The sequence below is a fragment of the Microcoleus vaginatus HSN003 genome (assembly GCF_022701255.1).
Classification (GTDB): Bacteria; Cyanobacteriota; Cyanobacteriia; order Cyanobacteriales; family Microcoleaceae; genus Microcoleus; species Microcoleus vaginatus_B.
In genome coordinates this window covers 4,642,197-4,663,093 of record NZ_CP031705.1, presented here as the reverse complement: position 1 = coordinate 4,663,093, position 20,897 = coordinate 4,642,197, and the positions used below count along the sequence as shown (strand labels likewise).

General features: G+C 46.7%; 20 protein-coding genes and 1 pseudogene. 11 read left to right on the top strand and 10 right to left on the bottom strand.

Annotated features, from left to right (window positions below):
* The first annotated feature begins 189 nt into the window (after positions 1-189).
* From D0A37_RS20190 to D0A37_RS20180, 3 genes are all read left to right on the top strand, one after another.
* A complete protein-coding gene (locus tag D0A37_RS20190; RefSeq protein WP_242716989.1) occupies positions 190-3,498 on the top strand; it encodes a PAS domain-containing sensor histidine kinase in 3,309 nt (1,102 codons plus the stop codon).
* Between the two features lie 159 nt (positions 3,499-3,657).
* Positions 3,658-5,532, top strand: coding sequence for an adenylate/guanylate cyclase domain-containing protein (locus tag D0A37_RS20185; protein WP_242716987.1), 1,875 nt, complete (start codon positions 3,658-3,660; stop codon positions 5,530-5,532).
* Between the two features lie 120 nt (positions 5,533-5,652).
* Positions 5,653-6,255, top strand: a complete 603-nt coding sequence (locus tag D0A37_RS20180) for a Uma2 family endonuclease (RefSeq protein WP_242716985.1) — start codon at positions 5,653-5,655, stop codon at positions 6,253-6,255.
* A 9-nt stretch (positions 6,256-6,264) separates the two neighbouring features.
* Here D0A37_RS20180 and D0A37_RS20175 read toward each other — a convergent pair.
* The 4 genes and pseudogenes from D0A37_RS20175 to D0A37_RS20160 form a co-directional block, all read right to left on the bottom strand.
* A pseudogene (locus D0A37_RS20175) lies at positions 6,265-6,432 on the bottom strand (YebC/PmpR family DNA-binding transcriptional regulator); the annotation flags it as partial.
* A gap of 269 nt (positions 6,433-6,701) precedes the next feature.
* Entirely contained in the window at positions 6,702-8,096 is a 1,395-nt protein-coding gene (locus D0A37_RS20170; RefSeq protein ID WP_242716983.1) for a hypothetical protein, read from the bottom strand.
* A gap of 190 nt (positions 8,097-8,286) precedes the next feature.
* Entirely contained in the window at positions 8,287-9,054 is a 768-nt protein-coding gene (locus tag D0A37_RS20165; protein ID WP_242716981.1) for a YebC/PmpR family DNA-binding transcriptional regulator, read from the bottom strand.
* A gap of 145 nt (positions 9,055-9,199) precedes the next feature.
* Entirely contained in the window at positions 9,200-9,838 is a 639-nt protein-coding gene (locus D0A37_RS20160) for a histidine phosphatase family protein (RefSeq protein ID WP_242716979.1), read from the bottom strand.
* A gap of 102 nt (positions 9,839-9,940) precedes the next feature.
* Between D0A37_RS20160 and D0A37_RS20155 the strand changes: the two genes are divergently transcribed.
* From D0A37_RS20155 to D0A37_RS20130, 6 genes are all read left to right on the top strand, one after another.
* Positions 9,941-10,174: a BrnT family toxin gene (locus tag D0A37_RS20155; protein ID WP_242716976.1), complete on the top strand. Its 234-nt coding sequence runs from the start codon at positions 9,941-9,943 to the stop codon at positions 10,172-10,174.
* Positions 10,161-10,382, top strand: coding sequence for a hypothetical protein (locus D0A37_RS20150; protein WP_242716974.1), 222 nt, complete (start codon positions 10,161-10,163; stop codon positions 10,380-10,382). Before D0A37_RS20155 ends, D0A37_RS20150 begins: the two co-directional genes overlap by 14 nt.
* Before the next feature lie 149 nt (positions 10,383-10,531).
* Positions 10,532-10,693 carry a hypothetical protein gene (locus D0A37_RS20145; RefSeq protein WP_242716972.1) on the top strand — a complete coding sequence of 54 codons (162 nt, stop codon included), beginning with the start codon at positions 10,532-10,534 and terminating at the stop codon, positions 10,691-10,693.
* Complete coding sequence (locus D0A37_RS20140) at positions 10,672-10,878, top strand: hypothetical protein (protein ID WP_242716970.1); 207 nt, start codon at positions 10,672-10,674, stop codon at positions 10,876-10,878. The genes D0A37_RS20145 and D0A37_RS20140 overlap by 22 nt, the downstream gene beginning before the upstream one ends.
* Positions 10,879-10,902: 24 nt before the next feature.
* Positions 10,903-11,157: a hypothetical protein gene (locus tag D0A37_RS20135; protein ID WP_242716968.1), complete on the top strand. Its 255-nt coding sequence runs from the start codon at positions 10,903-10,905 to the stop codon at positions 11,155-11,157.
* Positions 11,157-11,492, top strand: coding sequence for a type II toxin-antitoxin system RelE/ParE family toxin (locus tag D0A37_RS20130; protein ID WP_242716966.1), 336 nt, complete (start codon positions 11,157-11,159; stop codon positions 11,490-11,492). Before D0A37_RS20135 ends, D0A37_RS20130 begins: the two co-directional genes overlap by 1 nt.
* A gap of 71 nt (positions 11,493-11,563) precedes the next feature.
* Here the strand turns inward: D0A37_RS20130 and D0A37_RS20125 are convergent, their stop codons facing one another.
* Positions 11,564-12,253, bottom strand: coding sequence for a class I SAM-dependent methyltransferase (locus D0A37_RS20125; protein WP_242716964.1), 690 nt, complete (start codon positions 12,251-12,253; stop codon positions 11,564-11,566).
* 333 nt (positions 12,254-12,586) lie between these two features.
* On the opposite strand from D0A37_RS20125, the gene D0A37_RS20120 reads away from it, so the two are divergent.
* Entirely contained in the window at positions 12,587-14,452 is a 1,866-nt protein-coding gene (locus D0A37_RS20120; protein ID WP_242716962.1) for a polysaccharide biosynthesis/export family protein, read from the top strand.
* 461 nt (positions 14,453-14,913) lie between these two features.
* On the opposite strand, the gene larE is transcribed toward D0A37_RS20120, so the two are convergent.
* The 5 genes from larE to fraC all read right to left on the bottom strand — a co-directional run bounded on the left by larE (position 14,914) and on the right by fraC (position 19,298).
* Positions 14,914-15,741 (bottom strand): ATP-dependent sacrificial sulfur transferase LarE, encoded by an 828-nt coding sequence (gene larE, locus D0A37_RS20115; protein ID WP_242716960.1) that lies wholly within the window; start codon positions 15,739-15,741, stop codon positions 14,914-14,916.
* A 135-nt stretch (positions 15,742-15,876) separates the two neighbouring features.
* On the bottom strand, positions 15,877-16,677 hold the full coding sequence (locus D0A37_RS20110; protein WP_242716958.1) for a Uma2 family endonuclease: 801 nt from the start codon (positions 16,675-16,677) through the stop codon (positions 15,877-15,879).
* A 162-nt stretch (positions 16,678-16,839) separates the two neighbouring features.
* Positions 16,840-17,613 (bottom strand): ABC transporter permease, encoded by a 774-nt coding sequence (locus D0A37_RS20105; RefSeq protein WP_242716956.1) that lies wholly within the window; start codon positions 17,611-17,613, stop codon positions 16,840-16,842.
* Positions 17,614-17,772: 159 nt separating this feature from the next.
* Positions 17,773-18,771 (bottom strand): DUF5357 family protein, encoded by a 999-nt coding sequence (locus tag D0A37_RS20100; protein WP_242716954.1) that lies wholly within the window; start codon positions 18,769-18,771, stop codon positions 17,773-17,775.
* Positions 18,768-19,298, bottom strand: coding sequence for a filament integrity protein FraC (gene fraC / locus D0A37_RS20095; protein ID WP_242716952.1), 531 nt, complete (start codon positions 19,296-19,298; stop codon positions 18,768-18,770). Before fraC ends, D0A37_RS20100 begins: the two co-directional genes overlap by 4 nt.
* A gap of 227 nt (positions 19,299-19,525) precedes the next feature.
* Between fraC and D0A37_RS20090 the strand changes: the two genes are divergently transcribed.
* Positions 19,526-20,659, top strand: a complete 1,134-nt coding sequence (locus D0A37_RS20090) for a cob(I)yrinic acid a,c-diamide adenosyltransferase (RefSeq protein WP_242716950.1) — start codon at positions 19,526-19,528, stop codon at positions 20,657-20,659.
* Positions 20,660-20,897 lie beyond the last annotated feature (238 nt).

The window sequence follows — 20,897 nt, the reverse complement described above, 5'->3', positions numbered from 1 at the left end:
ATCAGTCATTGCCAATCTAAAATCTAAAATCTAAAATAGTATTACTAGCCTCCGCCGCAGGCTTTTTTTGGCTGCTGGCTTTGTTAACAAGGCTAAATTAAGAATAAAATTATACAATAAGAATGGCTCAAGCGATTTATATTTTTTTATTGTTCTGTCCCCTCCCTGGGAATTTGGATATTGCCACAGATGACAACAGACTCTTTCCACCTGTCTCTCCTAGAGCGGGCGATCGCAGCTTCGAGCAACAGTATCCTCATCGCGGATGCTAGCAGGCATGACATACCTATTATCTACTGCAATCCTGCTTTTGAGAAACTGACTGGTTACAGCACCGAAGAAGTTATTGGACGCAACTGTCGGTTTTTGCAAGGCCCCGATACCGATCAGGCCGAATTAGATAAACTCCGCAGCAGCTTGCGAGCAGGAACCGAAATTCAGGTAGTTCTCAAAAATTATCGCAAAGACCAAACTCCTTTTTGGAACGAATTAATCGTTTCCCCCATCCTAGACAATGAGGGGAAATTAACTCATTTTATCGGAGTTCAGAACGATATTAGCAAAAGAGTAGCAGCCGAAACAGCCCTGCAAGAAAGCGAAGAAAGATTGCGGGCGATCGCCACTGTGACTCCCGTTCCCATGTCAATTACGCGCCTAGAAGACAGCGTTATTTTGTATGCAAATCCTGCCCTCGGAGAAAGTTTAGGTTTGAGTTGCAAACAACTTATCGGGCGCAAAAAAATTGAACTTTATGCCAATATCAATGACCACCGTCAATTGATAGGATTAGTCAAACAAAACGGCTTTAGCGACAGCGAACAAATCTGCCTTAGGAAAGCAAACGGCAGTTTGTTTTGGGTGAAAATGTCGATGCGTTCGATTAATTTTAACGGCGAAGCAGCAATTTTATCGGCATTTTACGATATTACCGATCGCGTAGAAGCAGAAACAGCACTACGGCAAAGCGAAGCGAGGTTTCAAAAACTAGCCGCCAACCTTCCCGGGATGATTTATCAATTTCAGTTAGCAGCAGACGGTACTTTGTCATTCCCCTACGTCAGTTCCGGCTGCCGCGAACTCTGGGAATTAGAACCAGAGGTACTCCAAAAATCAGCTATTCCCGCGATCGAAAGGATTCATCGAGAGGATGCGCCCAGCTTCCACGAATCAGTTGCTATCTCAGCTAAAACTTTAGAGCCTTGGCGGTGGGAAGGTAGATTAGTTTTTCCGGGCGATCGGATTAAGTGGATTAGCGGGGCTTCGCGACCAGAACAGGGCGAAAAAGATAACATTATTTGGGATGGCTTGTTGATTGATATTAGCGATCGTAAACTTGCAGAATCAGCACTGCGGCAAAGCGAAGCCAGATTCCAAAAAATGGCCGCCAATGTGCCGGGAATGATTTATCAATACTTGCTGCATCCCGACGGTTCCGATGAATTCATTTATGTCAGTTCAGGCTGTTGGGAACTCTACGAATTAGATCCAGAAAAAGTTCAAGAAAACTCGGATTTAATGTGGTCAACGGTGCATCCAGAAGACCTAAAAGTCCTTTTAGAATCAATCGCAATTTCCGGCGCAACGTTAAAACCTTGGATATATGAAGGGCGGCTTGTAACGCCATCGGGAAAACTGAAATGGATTCGCGGCATCGCCCGCCCCGAAGCGCAACCTGGGGGCGATATACTGTGGGAAGGGGTGACAATCGACATCAGCGATCGCAAGCTAGCAGAAATCGCCCTCAGCGAGTCAAAAATCGCCCTGCAAGAAGCCAATCAAGAACTTGAAAAGCGCGTCCTAGAACGTACCGAAGCCTTGCAAACATCCCAAAATATGCTGTGGTTGGTAATTAATAATATCCCTCAGTTAATCGCCTGGAAAGATCGAGATTTAGTTTACTTGGGAGGTAACAAAAACTTTGCTAAAGTCGCGGGTTTCAATCACCCCAGCGAAATCACCGGTCTCACCGACTTCGATATGCCCTGGAAGCCGGAAGAAACAGAAGTTTTTCGAGCCGGCGACAGCCGCATCATGGCAACAAACACCCCAGAATATCACATCATAGAATCCAAAATGCAAGCCGACGGCACCCCATGCTGTCTGGATACAAATAAAATACCTTTACACGACAATTCCGGCAATGTTGTCGGCATTTTGTCTACGTTTGAAGACATCACCGATAGGCTTTCCCTAGAAGCTAAAGTCCGGGCCAGCGAGGAACTGTTTCGCACAATTTTTGAAGATGCACCCATCGCTATCTACTTAGCTAATTTAGATGATAACAAGTTAGTGCGAGTCAATAAAACTTACTACGAAATGCTGGGATATACCCCCGAAGAATTGCTGAGCAAAACATTTATAGAACTTGGGCATCCCGACGATTATCAAAAAAATGTCCAAGTTGCTGAGTCTCTTGAGCGCGGAGAAATTACTCACTATCAAATCGAACTCCGCCAGATTACCGCTACAGGTAAAATTGTTTGGGTAAATGTGACAGCTACTATGATTCGAGACGGCGAAGGAAAACCTATTTACAACTTAGGGATGATTGAAAATATAACGAACCGCAAAATTTCCGCCGCCGCACTTCAAGCTTCCGAATCTCAATTAAGAAAACAAGCCGCCCAATTACAAGAAGCCTACGAACAACTACAAAACGCTCAAATCCAATTAGTTCAATCCGAAAAAATGTCGAGCCTCGGTCAGATGGTGGCTGGCATCGCCCACGAAATCAACAATCCAGCCACTTTTATTAACGGCAATATTTCTCACACATACAACTATTTTCACGATTTAATAGAACTCTTGAATCTCTACCAGCAATGCTACCCGTCCCCAGTTCCTCAGATTGCTGAAAAAGTTAAGGACTTAGAGTTAGATTTTCTGAAGGAAGATTTGCCAAAAATGCTAAATTCCATGAGAGTAGGAGTAGAAAGAATCAGTAATATTGTGTTGTCGCTGCGGAACTTTTCGCGACTGGATGAATCAGAAATGAAGTTGGTAGACGTTCATGAAGGAATTGACAGTACACTGTTAATATTGCAGCACAGATTGCATCAGGCAAATATAAAAAACGGGATTGAAATCATTAAAGAGTACGGAAAAATATCCAAAATTGACTGTTGTGCGGGTCAGTTAAACCAGGTATTTCTAAATATTATCAGTAATGCGATCGACGCTCTAGAAAACCAACCGGAACCTCGGACGATCGTGATTCGCACCCTCATGAAAAAAGCTGGTTTGAAAAGCCACAGTAAAAACCAGCTCAGTGATTGCGATCGCATTGTAATTTGCATCGCCGACAGTGGCCCGGGAATGAGCGAAGAGGTTCGCAAGCGGCTATTTGACCCGTTCTTCACCACCAAGCCCGTAGGAGCTGGAACCGGCTTGGGATTATCCATCAGCCATCAGATTGTGGTAGAAAAACATAAGGGAAGTCTGCGGTGCATCTCAGCGCCCGGACAGGGAGCGGAATTCTGGATTGAAATCCCCTGCTGAGCGATCGGAAATTAATTTAAAAGTTTCAAGACATAACTTTTAATTCCCAATTGCCCTCGGTGCTTGAGTTATCAGGGTTTTGAATTAACCGCACTCAGAGGCGGAAACAAATCGCACTCAGCGGTGTGCTCATCTGCTGCCCTTATTCGCTAGGCAAATATGCTGAAAAAACTACCTTTATCCTGGTCTCGCTACATTCCAGCCGCGTTGACGCTGGGTTTGGGTGTGGGACTGTCGCTTCTGACATTCGCCTTGGTTTGGGACTGGGAAGACAAGCGCCGCGACTACGAAATGCACCGCCGCATTGACGATATTTCGATCGGCATCGAACGCCAGCTTAACTCCGACTTAGATACTGTTCTCGCCCTCAGCGACTACATGAAAGCCTTCAGCGCCGTCGAGCGTTCGTCTTTTGCCCGGTTTGTCGCCCGGCCCCTATCCGTCCACCCCAGCCTGCAACTCCTGGCTTGGGCCCCCCGCGTCCGCAATTCCGAGCGGCGCAACTACGAAACCAAAGCTAGAACCGAAACAGATCCCAGCTTTGAGATTACAGAGCGCGGCCCGCGAGGAGAACTCCGCAAGGCCCTCCAGCGTTCCGAATACTTCCCGGCTTTCTACGTCGAACCACCAGCCGGAAACGAGACAGTATTAGGCTTTGACCTCGCCTCCCACCCAGAAATCCGCGCCGCGCTCGATATAGGACGCGATACGGGAGAAATGATTGTCACCAACTACATCGGCCTAACTCAGGGCAATTCCCCGGAACTAGGTCTTTTGGCTATAGTTCCGATTTACGAAAACAGCAGTAAACCGACTACCCTGGAATCCCGTCGCCAACTGCTACAAGGATTTGTTCTGGGCGTATTTCGAGGCAAAGATATTTTCCAAACCTCTTTAAAAGGACGCAATACCGAATACCTCAATATTTATCTCGTCAGCGAGGCTCCAGACAAGCAAGAAGCACCGTCGCTGTTACCGCAAACGGTGAACCCGGTTCTCAAAAATCTGCCTGGTAACGGACAAATTCAGCAATTTGCGGTGCAGTTCCAATCCGCGAGCCAACAAGTGCTTCCAGCATCAGCCGCTGCTGACCGAGCCCTGATGCAAAACTGCCCGATTCTTGACAATCCAGGCCCGAACTATACAGCTTGCAGAAGGCGGCTGAAAATTAGCAGCCGCCAGTGGTCTATGTACGTGTCTGCAACGCCGGAAATTCGCAGGCTTCGCAAGCACTGGCGCTCTTGGGGAACTCTGACGATGGGGATGCTGTGGACTCTGATTCCGGTGACATATATGCTGACATCTTTGAGCCGCACGGCCCAAATAGAAAAGCTAGCCGGAGAAAGAATTCGCCAAGCCGAACAGTTGCAGGCTGCTTACCTACAGTTGGAACTCGAACAAGCTAAATCCGAGCAACTGCTGCTGAACGTTTTGCCGGCAGCGATCGCCCTGCGTTTGAAGGACAATGAACACAATATCGCCGAAAGTTTTGCGGAAGTGACTGTGATGTTTGCCGACATTGTGGGGTTTACAGAGCTTTCGTCGAGAATTTCAGCGACGGCGGTGGTGGAAGTGCTCAACGATATTTTTTCGGCTTTTGACCACTTGGCCGATCGCCACGGTTTGGAGAAAATTAAGACTATTGGTGACGCTTACATGGTTGTCGGCGGTTTGCCTACGGCCCGAGAGGATCACGCGGAGGCGGTTGCGAACATGGCGATCGATATGCTGCACGAAATTCGGCTCCTCAGTTTAGAACATTTGGAACCTTTCAGCATTCGGATCGGGATTAGCAGTGGCCCTGTCGTTGCCGGCGTCATCGGCTTAAAAAAGTTTATTTACGACCTCTGGGGCGACACAGTAAATATTGCTTCGCGCATGGAATCCCACGGGATTACCGGCTGCATTCAAGTCACCGCCGAAACCTACGAGAGATTAAAAGATAAATATACTTTTCAGAAGCGCGGCGCCATTCAAATCAAGGGCAAGGGATACATGGTTACTTATTTGCTGACTGGGAAAAAAGATTATTGACACCGCCCAAAAACGGATACCAGCCTCCGACTTCCCGATCGACTAAGACTTTCGATCGCAAAGCTAAAATAGTGTAAGCTCAAGGTATTCTCTCACCCCTGCACCAACTCAGGAAAAACCATGACGACGCTGCTAATTCAAACCGAAAGCGTCCCACTGACGGTCAATTTCCCTGCGATTCAATCGATGACTGTTGAACAGTTTTATGAATTCTGTCTAGTTAATCGCGATTTGAGAATTGAGCGTACTGCCAGTGGGGAAGTCATTATTATGTCACCCGCCTTTTCAGATACAGGGAATCGAAACGGTAAGATTGCCCTACAATTGGGGAACTGGGCAGAACAAGATGGCACAGGTGAAACGTTTGACTCCAGTGCAGGCTTTACCTTGCCGAATGGAGCAACCCGCTCCCCCGATGCCTCATGGATTAAACTAGAGCGCTGGAATGCCTTAACTGAAGAACAAAAAGCCTCATTCGCACCGATTTGTCCCGACTTTGTGATTGAATTGCGGTCTGCTAGTGACACTCTCAAGGTATTGCAAAACAAGATGCAAGAATATATTGACAACGGTGTATCGCTCGGCTTTTTGCTCGATCGCAAAAACAGAAAAGTCTACATCTACCGTCCGGATCGCGAACCTGAAATCTTAGATAATCCTGAAACAGTCAGCGGCGATCCAGAGTTACCGGGATTTGTCTTGCGGATGGCAAAAATCTGGTGATTTAGATCGTTACACCATACTCAAAGACATCAATTCATCGGTCATTTCAAAATTCGCCGTCACACTTTGCACGTCGTCCAAATCTTCCAGTGCATCCATTAACTTAAGGAGCGATCGAGCTTTTTCAGGATTATCTATTTCCACTGTATTGCTGGGAATCCAGCGAGTTTCCGACTGCAAGAGTGCCAACTTTTTTTGTTTCAAATGACACTCCCCGCTCTTTCATAGACTGGGATTCTTGGTTCATAGATCCCTTATTTTTTAGCTCGAATCACTAAATCAATTAACTGTTATCGTCCCAGAGTTTTACCCCATTCGCTTGAGCCAGTTTATGAGCCTTGGATTTGACATTTCCGGGCGTGAACGCACGGGGGAGTTGGTGATCTAGCTTAGACTTCAGTTTGTGCTTCAGTGGCTTCCGATACCGCATCCTAGATCGAAGTTGGCTAAGCTTGCTTTTGAGCTTGCTTTCTTTTGCTCAAAACAGCCCGTTGAATTGTCAGCAAAATTTTCCCCTCTTGTTCATTAATTTCACCGTCAGCCTCAATCATCTCAGTGCATCGCTTTAAAAGTGGTTCGGCAAAGTCGAGTTCGAGTTGTTCGAGTAAAATATCCAACTTGGGAGGCAATTTAGACTTATTTTTCACAGCTTCAATCTCCGCTAAAGACGTGGGATTTAAATTAGCCGCTTGTAATTGGAGTAATAACTCATCCCATCGGGTGAATTTTTGGCTGGTATAGACGACATACACCAAAATCCAATCCATCACCGTTTCTTGTGCGATCGCTTTCTCTAAATATTGCTCACTTTCCGCTTGCAAGACTTCTCGTAAATCTTCGAGCTTGGTTTCGATTTTCGAGGAATCGAGATGCGCTTCATAAAACCGACAAGCACCGTATCCCAGCGCGTAAATCATTGTCGCACTGGCGCTAGCATTAATCACCGCACCCGCCAAGGGAATATTGCTGACCAGCGTAACTCCAGCTTCGATCGCTAAATTGCTACCCAAGGATAAACCGAAAATAGCGACAACTTCTCCTTTGCGATCGCTCGATTGCAAATCCATTCCATAGGCAGCAGCTATTTGATAAACCAACTCGGCGGATAACGCCGTCATTGCCGCTAAATCCATGCCAGCTAATGCCAAAGCTGCGCCCGGAACTAAACTGCTAACCAAGCCACTTCCTGCCGCTAGCAAGGCTTTTTCCACCATTAAGCGATGTGCGATTTCTTGAGGTTTCTCGTGAGGATATTGGCGCTGCAACTCTCGAACTTGCCCCTCGGCAGTCACTACATCAACTTTATCGATCGCATTAACTAACCAGTCGATTTTGAAATTTTCAGTCAGTTTTTTCAAGATAGGACTCTGGGAAATCAAACCGAGGGCTGAACCCAAAGAATTGGGAACTTGCAGTGCTGCACTGCCGGCACTCGCCGCCGAATTTCCTACTGCACTCGCGGTATTGACAATCGCACTCGCGGCACTCGCCGTCGCATTTCCTACCACACTCGCAGTATTCACGATCACACTTCCAGCACTCGCCGCCGCATTCCCTACCGCACTCGCAGTATTCACGATCGCATCTCCAGCACTCGCCGCTGCATCCCCCCACGCACTCGCAGTATTCGCAATCGCACTTCCCGCACTCGTCGCCGCATCCCCCCACGCACTCGCGCTTGCAGAGACGGCTCCGAACATGGAACCGAACCAATTGGATTTATCCCCTGGTTCAGCCTGCACCTCCGATTTGGATCGATCCTTGGTTTCGGATACTTCGGTTACTGAGAGAACTTCTTCTGAGTGGGTGCTGTCTCTTTTGCTTTCGTTGTTATCTAGCATGGCTTTACTGTGGGTTGAGATTTTCAATGCAGCTTTTTCAGCAATGCGTTGGATTGACACTCCCCACTCGCGTACAGATAGGGATTCGTTTCCTGGTAATAGTGTAGCGCGATCGTCCTGCGGGCGAGTTTTCGTCTTTTGCAGTGCCAGCAGGACGCTCCAGAACCCTCATCTTTAAAGTTTTAAAGCATTAAACCATGATCGAAGACATCAATTCATCGGTCATTTCAAAATTCGCCGTCACACTTTGCACGTCGTCCAAATCTTCGAGTGCATCCATTAACTTAAGGAGCGATCGAGCTTTTTCAGGATTATCTATTTCCACTGTATTGCTGGGAATCCAGCGAGTTTCCGACTGCAAAACTGCAAACTTTTTGTGTTTCAAAACATCCGCCAACTGTTCCAAATTAGCCACGCTTGTAAATACCTCTGCACCTTCAGTATCCTCATCAATTAATATCAAATCATAAGATTCCGCAGCCGCCTCTAGCGACGCTTCAAACAATTGTTCCTCATCAATCGGGCCGCGTACCGTACAAACTCCTTTGTGGTCAAACATCCAGCCCACACAACCAGTTTCGCCCAAGTTGCCGCCATTTTTAGTAAAAGCTTCTCGCAAGTCAGCGGCTGTGCGGTTGCGGTTGTCTGTCAGCGCTTCAATCAGAATAGCAACTCCGCCAACGCCGTAACCTTCGTAGCGAATAGCTTCTAATTCCGAACTTCCCCCCGCCAAGCCAGCACCTTTGGCGATCGCCCTTTCTATGTTTTCATTAGGAATATCCGCCGCCTTGGCTTTTTCAATAGCCGTCCGCAGTTGAAAATTGCCAGCGGGATCGGGAACTCCGCTGCGGGCCGCGACAATAATTTCGCGAGATATTCTAGCAAATACCTTGCCTTTAACGGCATCAACTCTAGCTTTTTGGCGTTTAATATTCGCCCACTTACTGTGTCCAGCCATACCGATTTAAGATTTTTGATTTAAAATGTGCGATCGAGATTAAACAATAACACCCAGATTCGGACTAATCAGATTAACCTCGGGTGCACATCGGCGCACCTTACACACATAGCATAAAATGTGATTTTTCGCACGAATCTCAACTTTAATTAAACCGAATCACGGCTTCAGAGTCAGTCAGGTGAGAAGTATCGCCATTAAGTGCGATCGACCATTCTCCCTCACCCCGCACCACTTTTACCAAACAGCACAGAGAAGCATTAATTTCCGTTTCCGCACCGCCCGCCAGCCCGATCGCAGTTCCTAAAACCGACGCACCGTGACCTACTAATAACAGATCCTCGGGAAACTCAGCCGCGAGGCGTTTAGCCGTTTCCCCCGCCCTTTTGAAACAAGCTTCCACGGTTTCGGGATAATTAGCAATACCGCCTTTGTAGGAAGCATCAATCCTGGGAAAACGCCTGCACAAAGCTTCGACGGACTCAGTTTCCGGCATTTCTGTCATCCATTCAGGATTCAGCCATTCGCACAGTCCCCACTCTAGTTTAATTGACAAATCGAGAGCTTCGGCCGCGTGATTTGCTGTTTGGACAGTTCGCAGAAAAGGGGAAGCAAAAATATGAGAAATTCCTTCACCTTTGAGGCGATTTGCGAGTTGTTTAGCTTGAACGTGACCGTCGTCGGAAAGGTGGGGATCGTAGCGGCGTTCTGCGGTGAGAAACCAGTCGGGGTTAACGAAGTCGATGCGGTTTCCGTGTCGTGCGATCCAGACTGTTTGTGGCATAAGTTTGTTTGAGTTGTGCTTCTAGGTGTAATATTATATCAAAGATGCTGATTTGGGATCTTTATGAAATTCGAGTGAGATGAAAACAAGGCTGCGGTCAATTTGTCCAAGCATGGTATCTCATTTGAGGAAGTCAAAACGGTTTTTGACGCTCCCCTCTACGTCGATTTCTTCGCTCCGCATCACTCTGATGAAGAAGATCGCTATATTATTGTTGGAGAGTCCCAGCAAGGTAATTTATTGATAGTGTCGTATACAGAAAGAGCAGATTTTATTCGTTTGATTAGCGCCAGAAAAGTAACACGAGTGGAGCGAGAAGTTTATGAAGAAGGATGAAACAGGGATGGACGATCATCTTCGGTCGGAATATGATTGGAGGAAGTTGGGTGTAAGAAGGGTAGGATCTGGACGAAAGACATTTGGTGGTGTAAATATTCGTTTAGAACCGGATGTTGCAGAGATGTTTCCCGATTCTGAAGCAGTAAATGAAGCTCGGCGGTTTTTGATTAGAATTACTAAAGAAAACGTGGTGTCCGAGAAATAAGCTCGTCGCTCTATCCGTGCGGCATTTTTTTCCAGCATCCACTCTAACATCGATTGAAAAATTATCAAAAATCTGCTGAAGCTGTGCGTTATAGTTCCACAAATATTTGAGACTGCGCTAAAATTAAATCAGTCACTCTCTATTGTCCAATGGCTCAATCTCTAAAGCAACTCCACGCCCAAATTGAAGCCATGCCCAGCGGTTCGGTTAAGGCGATCGTGCTTTCATGGCTGAATCAGTCCAACGGTAATCTCAGCGACTTTGAACAATCGCAGAAATTGCCCCGGAAATGGAGGGATCTCAGTGGGTAGAAATTGACACAGCAAATGAGTTTCAACCCCTCAGCGAAGAACAAACGATCGCCCAAAGTCTCGCAGCCTTGCAAGATTACCAGACAAACAAGACGGGCATTGGGTGCGATCGGGTTCAGGAATGGGCCGATAGTCTAGGAAGCGATCGTTTGGGCTACCTATGCCAAAATAAAGTTAGAAAATAAAGTTAACCATTCATCATAACTTTTATGACTCTTACACTCACCTTACCCCCCCAAATCGAAGCACTCCTACGCCAACGGGCGGAAAGTACAGGACAAGATATAACCAGCGTTACTCTAGCTGTTATCGCGTTCGGACTTAGCTTTGATGAAAGCGATTTCTTCGAGGCATTAGAAGGGATTCAACGCGGACTTGATGACTTCGATCGGGGTCAGTTTTCTACTCTGGAAGAGTTTGTCGATAGACAAAACCAGAAATACGGACTTTCTTTGGAAGCATAATGTATCGCATTGACTTTTCCAGTACAGCTCAATCTGAAGCTGATGCAGCGTTTCTGAACTTTTCCCAATTCACGACTCCCGAACGCGCTCAAGCATGGTATCAGGGCCTGATTAAAGCGATTTCCTCACTCCAAGAAATGCCGCGTCGTTGTGTTTTAGCCCGTGAAAACGCATTTTTCAGCCAAGAAATTCGCCAGCTTCTGTATGGAAGTGGTAAAACCACCTATCGCATACTCTTCACTATTTTTGACGATCAACCTATACCAACGGTGAGGATTATCCACATTCGCCATGCACTCCAGCGTGCGATTGGCGAACCCCAAGATGAGGCATGACCTTATGCTTAGCTTATCTAATTTTTTTGAAATAAGCGATCGCAAATTGCCATGCCCTCCGCAGCCGCGAATTACATTCGCCCCCTAACTCGCAGCATCTTATTTCCGCCTTTTTGAAACTCGTAGGGAGCCTCTTGCATTTCTACACTAAAACTTCTCTTTTTCAATTTTGTGATGATCGGGTTTAAGTGATCTGATTCCTCCCCGCTAAAACTCTGCAATAGAGGGAATACCCGGACTTCCTTCGCAACCCGACACATTTCTGTAATTGCTTCCAAATGAAATTCTTCGGAAAGTAGGTGAGAATAAGCAAATAAGAAATGGCTGCACAAAGCTAAATCGAATTTACCGTTCTCGAAAGGCAAAACTGGCAGCTCAGCATTAATGTATCGGCCTTGCTGTAAGCCAGAGGGAAAATCTTCTAAAAATTCCTGCATCGCTTTCATTCGCACTTCGCCTAGCTGGTACGGCGATTCAAAATTATTCCACAAGTAGCCGTCTACATTGGCTTTAACACCGTCAATGACAGTTTGATATGTTTCTTGGATGCGATCGCCAATTTCCACCGCACTAAACTGATAAACTGGATCGCAAGAAATTACCTTTTTACCTTGGCGAGTCATTTCGGCATTGAAACTCGCCGGGCCGCCCGCACAATCAAGAATTGCTAGCTTGAGGTCACTTGATGTCAAGCTAAACATTCCTATGTATTCATCCAAGCAGCGTCCCCAGGGAATTACTTTATCCAATTTTAGTGACACTTGTCTTTGTCCCGCAGAGAGAATTATTTAACATTTTACCTCAAATCAGGGCGGTTTTTTCCTATCTCCTTTCTGTGGTGGGTTGATTTGTATCCCGAGTTATGTATTAAAAATTTTGCTCAAACGAGATCCTAATCCTGAGAACAGTTGGCGAGCTTTACACTTTCTTTACAAACAAGGGGCAAAATAGTTAAGTGCGATCGCACAATTTTTATGATCCCACCTGTGGATTTTGCAGCGAAGCGAGGCTACACTAAACAGCAGGGAAAATAAACTAAAATCACCTAGCTACATTGCTCTTGTTCATTGGCAGGCTGCAACCAGGGAAGAAAGATGAAACATACCGTTCAAACCGCTACAAGTCTGAGTTTGTCAGCACTCCTGGTGCTATTGAGTTCGCTGCCTAGTAGAGCTCAGTTACCGGCGGTCAGAACTCCTGGAGCCACTCCTACCCCAAACCGGCCGAGAGTACCGCCGCCGCCTCTTCCGGGTTCGAGTTTGCCGCCGAGTGGCAATGTGGGTTCGCTGACACCAGAAGCAGCTTATACTTTAGGCTCGGGCGATCGCATTGCTTTAGAGATCTTCGGCGTCCCTGAATTCAGCAGAGAATATCAAGTGTTAGTTGACGGGACGCTCAATTTGCCAATCATTCGCAGCGTCTCAATTCAAGGGTTGACGCTGGAACAAGCCGCTAACGTAATTACCAGGCGATACGAACCCTTCATCAATGTTCCCGTTGTTACCGTGACTCTGATGGTCGCTCGCCCCCTAAATATAGGTCTTGCGGGTGAAGTTACTCGCCCGGGTTCCTACAAGATTAATCCCACTAGAGAAGGAGGAGGAGTCAAATTCCCGACTTTGATGGAAATGCTGCAACTTGCACAAGGGGTGACATCAGCAGGAGATATGCGAAATGTCCAAATTCGCCGTTCCCGCAGAGGCGGGCCGGACCAAGTTACTACGGTAGATTTGCAGAATTTTTTAGACACGGGAAATTTGCGTCAAGATGTCACCATTCGAGATGGAGATACAATTTTTGTACCGACAGCAAGCGCCCTGAATACTCAAGAAGTTCGTCAAAGAGCCAGTGCTAATTTTTCCGCTGATATTACTAAACCAATTGGCGTGGTAATTGTCGGGGAAGTAAACCGGCCGGGGCCTTATACTGTATTTGCTTCGGATGTGCGATCGAGCAACCAACAAACAGAGTTGAGTTTTGTAGCTATCGACCAACAGCAAGGAGCAGTTGTAGGCTTACCAACAATAACTAGAGCACTGAAAATTGCTGGTGGTATCACTACAGAAGCTGACATTCGCCGCGTGCAAATCCGCCGCCGAGTCAGAGGCAGCACTGAACAAACTATCATGGTAAATCTGTGGGATTTGCTGCACAAAGGCGACGCCACTCAAGATATTTTGCTGCAAGAAGGAGATAGCGTAATTATCCCGACAGCAGCTACTGTAGACTTAGCTGAAGTTTCTCAAGTCGCAAATAGTAGTTTTTCTCCGAACGCGATTAGCATCAATATTGTAGGAGAAGTAATTAGGCCTGGGGCTTTGCAGGTGCGGCCTAGTACATCGCTGCACCAAGCTTTGCTGACCGCAGGCAGTTTCAATCAATTGCGGGCAAAAAAAGACAAGGTAGAACTATTGCGATTGAACCCCAATGGTACTGTTTCTCGCCGCACGATCGAGGTAGATTTTGCTCAAGGGTTGAATCCTAATAATAACCCCACTCTCCGCAACGACGATGTGATTCTGGTAGCGCGATCGGGCTATGCTAGGGTAGGAGACAATATCAACCGTTTCTTGCAGCCAATAACAGGAGTTGCAAGTGGCATCAGCGCTGTTAGCGGCGTTTTTACTGGGTTTCAAGCAACTATCAACGCTTTTCAAAACTTATTTTTGGGAGGGGATTTCGAGCGGCGAAATCAGCTCAGACAGCTTCGCGAACAACGTCAAGACAGACAAGAGCAACGTCAAGACAGACTGCTAGACAGAGAGCTACAACGTGAAGACAGACTGCGGCAAGAAGAAGATAGAAGACTGCAACTTGAAGACAGAAGACTGGAACTTGAAGACAGACAGCGGCAAATAGATCTTGAGAATCGGCAAATTCAGATCCAAGAGCAGCAACTTCAGCTCCAAAATCAGCAGCAGCAAATGCAGCCACAGCAAATTCCGCCAGCTACTCCTTGATAAGACTCGGGCGTTGAAAGTTAGCCACCCTCTTTATGAATCGGCGGTGGAAACCGCTGCATAGAGTCAAACGAAGTCCGAGCCAAGGGGGAGTAAGAAATAAAGGGGGTATTATAGCGGTTCTTGGGTAGATGAGGTGCACAATTCAACTTCAAAAGCTTGACAACACAGGGTTGCGGCGTACTCCATCTTTCTGAGAAAGGCTATAAAACCGGATTTGCTATTACATGGCACATCCCAAATTTACGGCAAACATCCTAGGCGTTGCTGATTTACGGTATGAAACGTTAAATATGCCCGTCATAGAAACCAGTATCCACAAAGCTTTGGGATTTTAAAGTTATTTTTTTCATACCCTGATGAACCAACGCCACTGTAAAGGTTCGATTGACATGGTTCCCCTTTGTCCATGTCCCAAACTACATCAATCATGAGAAATTTTTTGTATTCTGGAAAATTAATCAACCTTTTGCCTGCAACAATTCCGGCTGCAAAACCTGATTTAATTTGCCGCTGCGAAACCCCTCCAAATCCAAAGTCGCGTACACAAAACCAAACTCCTGGAACACCGCCACCAATGCAGGCAAATCCGTATTTAGCACAAACTCCTTAATCTCCTCTGCGGGTAACTCAATGCGAGCCGTATCTCCGTCCGATCGCACTCGCAAATTTTTCAGCCCCAACTGTCGCAAATACCGTTCTGCGCGCCCCACTCTTTGCAACTTTCCAACGGTGATTTCTTCGCCGTAAGGAAAGCGCGAACTCAAACAAGGTTGAGCCGGTTTGTCCCACCAAGGCAAACCCAATTCTTTTGCCAATTGTCGCACTTCAAATTTAGTGATTCCTACTTCGGCCAAAGGCGATCGCGCGCCGCGTTCCTTCGCAGCCTGAATTCCGGGACGGTAATCCTTTAAATCGTCAGCATTCACCCCATCTACCACATAAGGATAACCCTTTGCTAGTGCTAGGGGTTTCAAAGTATCGTGCAGTTCGCTTTTGCAGAAATAGCAGCGATTAACCGGGTTAGAAGTGTAATTTGGATTTGCCATTTCCTGAGTTTGTACCTCCTGGTGGGCAATGCCAATTTCTGCTGCTTGAATGCGGGCATCTTCTAAATCTTCTGGCAGTAAAGACGGCGAAACAGCCGTCACTGCCAAAGCCCGATCGCCCAACACATCAAAAGCGATTTTGGCTACCAAAGTGCTGTCAATTCCGCCGGAGTAGGCAATCAAAGCCCGTTCCATTTGTGCGAAAATATTTTTTAATTCTTCAAGTTTTTCTCTTAACATAATTTCACCTGTTTTTACCAACATATAAGTAAGAAAGCAGACTCAATAAAGAAGGATGAAGAAAGCATATCTCGATCGGGTTCCCTTCTTCCCTCGAACCTCTTCCTTCTTCCGACTTCCATCGGACTTCTAATGCTATTCTGGATCGATACCGAGGGCTGCCAATCGAGCCAAAAGTTCTTGATTTCGCTGTCTTTCCTGTTCCAGCAGCGTCTCGGCTAACTCTTTGTCTTGCTGTTGGCGATCGCCTCGCTGGCGTTCATTTTCTGCCCGCTGGCGTTCATTTTCTGCCCTTTCTTCCGGCCACAAAAGCAGTTCTCCGCCCTCCGTCCACCAGCGCAGCCAATATCCCGTTCTACCTTCGCGAGTTCCCTGCCACACTCCCAACAATAGATTTAATCCAGGTATTAAATAACGGCCGTTTTCATCAGGATTTTGATTGTCATAACGCTCTGATTCAAGCGCATAAACTTCTATTCTGCCTGTATGCGGTCGAAAAATGACATACCGAGGAACTTTGATTACTTGTTCGTAAAAAAACCACTTGCCGATTTCTTCTGTGTGTTCGACAGAATATTCATCGCCGTAAGTAGCTGATAGAAATTCCATCACTACAAAAGGCACAGTTCCTTCGGTATGAGGCGTGTAACTGCGGCGGGGATAGTTGTGAGGCCAAGGTTGAACCGGCTGCACGTACATCCAGTCGGGGGCTTTGCAAATAGTGCGATCGTCCACAGCAGCACACAAAGCAAAATTAGAAACTATTAGTGCGTCTTGCATTAGTTCCGGGGAATCCACTACAGACTGGCGCAAACCGTTAGAGATTAAAGGATGTTCTATATTTTCCACGGGGTCGTCTGGTAGGATGAAATCATCGGGTAGCAGCGGCCAAGTAATCTTGAGCTGCGATATCGGTTTGTGAATTACAGTAGTCATAAGTCACCTCATTTTACCAATAAAAGTTTGAGTTTTAGTCGAGATTGCTGAGCGATAACCTTGTCTATATCTTAGCGCGCTAAGTCGATAATAAAAGTGGTTTGTAGTGAGGACGAAAGTCCTCACTACAAACAATTAGCCTGAAAGTGGGGAATGCGCGCTTTAAAATTCCCGGCGGGAAAATATGGCGATCGCAATTGACAGCAGCAGCACTACATACAGCAAACCGTAGCCAGCATCTGTAATCAAACCCGCTAAGTAAGGCACTTGTCCGTAAACAGCATCATTTCTCAAATTGAATCTGGCTAAATCCGGTAAAACCAGATAAAGTCCCATCATCAATTGTTCAAGGCCAGGATTTTTAGTTAACTTACCCAAAGCCACTAAATCCCGCGTCGAATGTCCCATCAAATAAACGCCAAATGTCAGTAAAGTTGCCAGCAGCGAACTGCTAAAAACCCCAAATAAAATCCCGACACCGGCCATGAGACAGAGTTCAAACCAGATGAATAGCGAAGCGATTAAAATGCTTCCCACAGGGAAAGGAATCCGGCTCAAACTCAAAATAGCCAGATAGATAACAGTCATTGCTGCTACCAGCACCGCCAGCACCGCCGACACCCCTAAGTGCTTGCCCACAATTAACTCAGCCAGACTTATCGGCTTGGCGACTAACAGATAAACAGTCCGCTTTTCAATTTCTTTGTTGACCAGTCCGGTAGCCACAAAAACTGTGGCAATTAGACCGAGGATGCTGATAGCAGCCAAACCGATATCTAAGATAATTTTCTTTTCGGTGGTCGCCGCCAATTCCGGTATCAACCGTACCGATGCGCCCATCAACAGAGCAAAAATAATAATTAAGTAAAGGATGCGATCGCGAATTACTTCCCAAAATACATTGGTCGCGACTGTGAAGATTCTTCTCAAATTCATCTAGTTATTAACCCGCTGGAAATTTTCGCCATGCTTTAGTGTAAGGAAGAAGGAAGAGGGAAGAGGGAAGAAGGAAGAAAGAGGATTTTTTCCATCTCAGACTATCAGACTCTCCCACTCTCCCACTATACCGATCGCCATTAGGTAACAGAGAGAGAATCAAACTTGACTGTCCCCTGCTGTTCCATCTTTTTTCTGTCCGGGTTGAGAGCGTTGGATCGCACTGCAGGTTACATTAGCCCTATTACCTATATCGAACAGCTCGCAAGATTTGGTAAACGAATATATTTCCGGTCTAAAAACCAGCCCCAGCCAAGTTGCCTGCATCTCTAACTGATAGCGGGACTCCCCTTGGACGATCGAAGTTTTGACATCCCAACTCGCATCTTCTGGGACTACCCCAATTGTTTTTAAGGCTTGATTCCGCAGGAAAAATCGTTTGTTGTCAATATCTATTAACATTTGCTCTACCTGCGCCCACGGCTTTGTGCGGGCTTCATTTTGCAGGTATCGCTCCATTGCATTAAGGATGACAACTCCTCGGGAGCGATTAATAGTTGGCTGTTGAAATGTCACCACATAATCGCTTTGCCTGAAGTCCTGCGATAAAATGCTCGGATACTGTTCTATCCAACCTTGAATTAAAAAGTGAAATGCAAACCAACAGGAAAACAGCACGTGAACTAGAGTAATCATCAAAAACTGAGGGCGCACCAACGACCTGATACTTTCCCGTTTTGACTCGCTCTTCCAAATCAGTATGATAGCAAGAACTACTACTGCTATAAGTGGGCCGGATATCCATGCTATTTCCTTCCTATCCGACGGCAATCTTAGCAGCAACCACAAGCCAATTAAGATGCTTGTCACCCACGGACTCAGACTTACTCGTTTAATAACAAAAGGTTCCTGGCTAGTCAGCAAACCCATTGACAGTGTAAAAAATAACCAACTCATATCAAAAAGCAGAGTTCTCGTCCGCCCGTCAGTGACTGCCCCCACCGTCAGCAAAGCTAAAAAGATGCTGAGCAGTAAAGGCGTCTTCCAGTGGACCACTTTAGGCGGAAGCATCGCCTTTTGGATTTTTTTATTGGTTTCCCAAACGTTGCTCGTCAGCTTAGTTAGTTGCTGAGTGACATCCCACAATTGCTTCATCATAAATTTCTATTATTGACGCTTTGCAAAAACAATACGGTTAAAATAACGAAATTGCTCACCGTGTGGGCGATTAAAATTCCCCCAAATTGGGTAGTTACTTGAAAAGTTTTTTTGGCAGGACGGCGGGTGAGGGTTGCCGGTCCTAATAACTGAGGCTTGGAAGCTTTTTTATTGCCGGAAACCATGTTTTCTATGATTTCTAATCCCTGCCATTTAGCTAAAAAAGTTACTGCCAATACTGAGAGGGCTATCATAGTTATTGGAGCATAAACATTCTCCCCTCGACCTAATAAAATATAACCGATGAGCTGTTGCCGCAAATCTTTGGGAAGAACGCTTTCAATTCCGAAGAAAACTAACCAGCCTACGCAAGTGCTAGATAGATTGAGGATGGCTGTATATTCAATGCTGGTTTTGGGGCCGAGTTTAAGTAGTTTTTGCAGAAACCACGATTCGATCGCGATCGCCAAAAACATAATTAAAATTTGCACCAAAACAGTCCGAAATGGGAAAACACTCGCAATCATAAGCTTTTAGGTATATCAGTCCGTGTTAAATTTTAATTGTACAGTACAGGCGGAATAATCTTAACCGGAGGTTTGAGCACTTGATTGGGTTAAATCGCTGCTTAAAAGATTGGGGGTTAGAACTTATCGTATAATCTGTTGAGATCCGCCAACAGAATGGAAAAATTAAACATTCAAGGCGCGCGATCGAATACCCACCCCGATACAGACTCAAACAACTGCTGATTATGGTAAGGAATGGCATTGGTATTCGGACAGCCTCATCCCGGTCGGAACGCGCCGTGGGTCAGATTCACGTCTACGACGGCGCTGGTAAAGGCAAGTCTCAGGCAGCTTTGGGAGTAGTGTTGCGGTCGATCGGGCTGGGTATTAATTCTGACTCGCCCACGCGAGTCTTGTTGCTGCGCTTTCTCAAAGGCCCCGGCCGCTCCTACGACGAAGACGGGGCAATAGAAGCCTTGCAACGAGCATTTCCGCACTTGATCGACCAAGTGCGAACCGGCAGAGCCGAATATTTTGGGGCCGAAGCAATCACCCGCTTCGATCGCGCAGAAGCTCAGCGAGGCTGGGATATCGCCAAAGGAGCGATCGCCAGCGAACTCTATTCCGTCGTGGTACTAGACGAACTAAACCCCGTATTGGACTTGGGTTTGCTGCCAGTTGACGAAGTAGTCCAAACCCTCAAAAACAAACCAGAATATTTAGAAGTTATCGCCACAGGCCGAGCGGCCCCGGAAGCTTTGCTGGAGATTGCCGACTTACACTCAGAAATGAAGCCCCACTATCACCCCGCAGCGGCAGAGCATCATATTTCCGGTATCGAAATATACACGGGAGCGGGGAAAGGCAAGTCTACGAGCGCTTTGGGCAAAGCTTTGCAGGCAATAGGTAGGGGTATCAGTCAAGACCAATCTCACCGGGTGTTAATCGTGCAGTGGCTCAAAGGCGGCACCGGTTATACAGAAGATGCGGCGATCGCAGCTTTGCGGCAAAGCTATCCCCAGCTAGTAGACCACCAGCGGTGCGGCCGAGATGCTATAGTTTGGCGGGGGCAACAGCAAGAGCTAGACTGCATCGAAGCAGAACGTGGCTGGGAAATCGCCAAATGTGCGATCGCCAGCGGCTGGTACAAAACGATTATTCTAGACGAACTCAATCCCACAGTAGACTTAGAACTGCTGCCGGTAGAGCCGATCGTCGAAGCCCTGCTACGCAAGCCGCGGGATACAGAAATCATTATCACCGGGCGCTGCCACAAACCCCACGCTTACTTTGACTTGGCAAGCGTACACTCCGAGGTATACTGTCACAAACACTACGGCGATCGGGGCGTAGAACTTAAGCGGGGCGTAGACTTTTAAAGCCCGGAGCGGTTGGCGAGTTCAATCCGGGCCAGAATTATTAAATGACGGCCCTGCCTGGAAAACCGGAAATTGCCACAAAGCCTTGTTACCAATTAACAAATCTCCCAATTTCCCTTGTCTTCCCGATCACCCAGATCTGCCTTTTTTAATCTTTAATTTCCTCCCCTGGACGCGATCCCCGACCGCCCATCCAGAATGGAACATTAAGAATATGAGCCGCGTCTTATTGAGCGTG

Excerpts from the sequence above, each read along its gene's own strand:
- D0A37_RS20190 (WP_242716989.1), top strand. The coding sequence starts at position 190 with ATGACAACAGACTCTTTCCACCTGTCTCTCCTAGAGCGGGCGATCGCA.
- D0A37_RS20185 (WP_242716987.1), top strand. The coding sequence starts at position 3,658 with ATGCTGAAAAAACTACCTTTATCCTGGTCTCGCTACATTCCAGCCGCG.
- D0A37_RS20180 (WP_242716985.1), top strand. The coding sequence starts at position 5,653 with ATGACGACGCTGCTAATTCAAACCGAAAGCGTCCCACTGACGGTCAAT.
- D0A37_RS20170 (WP_242716983.1), bottom strand. The coding sequence starts at position 8,096 with ATGCTAGATAACAACGAAAGCAAAAGAGACAGCACCCACTCAGAAGAA.
- D0A37_RS20165 (WP_242716981.1), bottom strand. The coding sequence starts at position 9,054 with ATGGCTGGACACAGTAAGTGGGCGAATATTAAACGCCAAAAAGCTAGA.
- D0A37_RS20160 (WP_242716979.1), bottom strand. The coding sequence starts at position 9,838 with ATGCCACAAACAGTCTGGATCGCACGACACGGAAACCGCATCGACTTC.
- D0A37_RS20150 (WP_242716974.1), top strand. The coding sequence starts at position 10,161 with ATGAAGAAGGATGAAACAGGGATGGACGATCATCTTCGGTCGGAATAT.
- D0A37_RS20145 (WP_242716972.1), top strand. The coding sequence starts at position 10,532 with ATGGCTCAATCTCTAAAGCAACTCCACGCCCAAATTGAAGCCATGCCC.
- D0A37_RS20140 (WP_242716970.1), top strand. The coding sequence starts at position 10,672 with ATGGAGGGATCTCAGTGGGTAGAAATTGACACAGCAAATGAGTTTCAA.
- D0A37_RS20135 (WP_242716968.1), top strand. The coding sequence starts at position 10,903 with ATGACTCTTACACTCACCTTACCCCCCCAAATCGAAGCACTCCTACGC.
- D0A37_RS20130 (WP_242716966.1), top strand. The coding sequence starts at position 11,157 with ATGTATCGCATTGACTTTTCCAGTACAGCTCAATCTGAAGCTGATGCA.
- D0A37_RS20120 (WP_242716962.1), top strand. The coding sequence starts at position 12,587 with ATGAAACATACCGTTCAAACCGCTACAAGTCTGAGTTTGTCAGCACTC.
- larE (WP_242716960.1), bottom strand. The coding sequence starts at position 15,741 with ATGTTAAGAGAAAAACTTGAAGAATTAAAAAATATTTTCGCACAAATG.
- D0A37_RS20110 (WP_242716958.1), bottom strand. The coding sequence starts at position 16,677 with ATGACTACTGTAATTCACAAACCGATATCGCAGCTCAAGATTACTTGG.
- D0A37_RS20105 (WP_242716956.1), bottom strand. The coding sequence starts at position 17,613 with ATGAATTTGAGAAGAATCTTCACAGTCGCGACCAATGTATTTTGGGAA.
- D0A37_RS20100 (WP_242716954.1), bottom strand. The coding sequence starts at position 18,771 with ATGATGAAGCAATTGTGGGATGTCACTCAGCAACTAACTAAGCTGACG.
- fraC (WP_242716952.1), bottom strand. The coding sequence starts at position 19,298 with ATGATTGCGAGTGTTTTCCCATTTCGGACTGTTTTGGTGCAAATTTTA.
- D0A37_RS20090 (WP_242716950.1), top strand. The coding sequence starts at position 19,526 with ATGGTAAGGAATGGCATTGGTATTCGGACAGCCTCATCCCGGTCGGAA.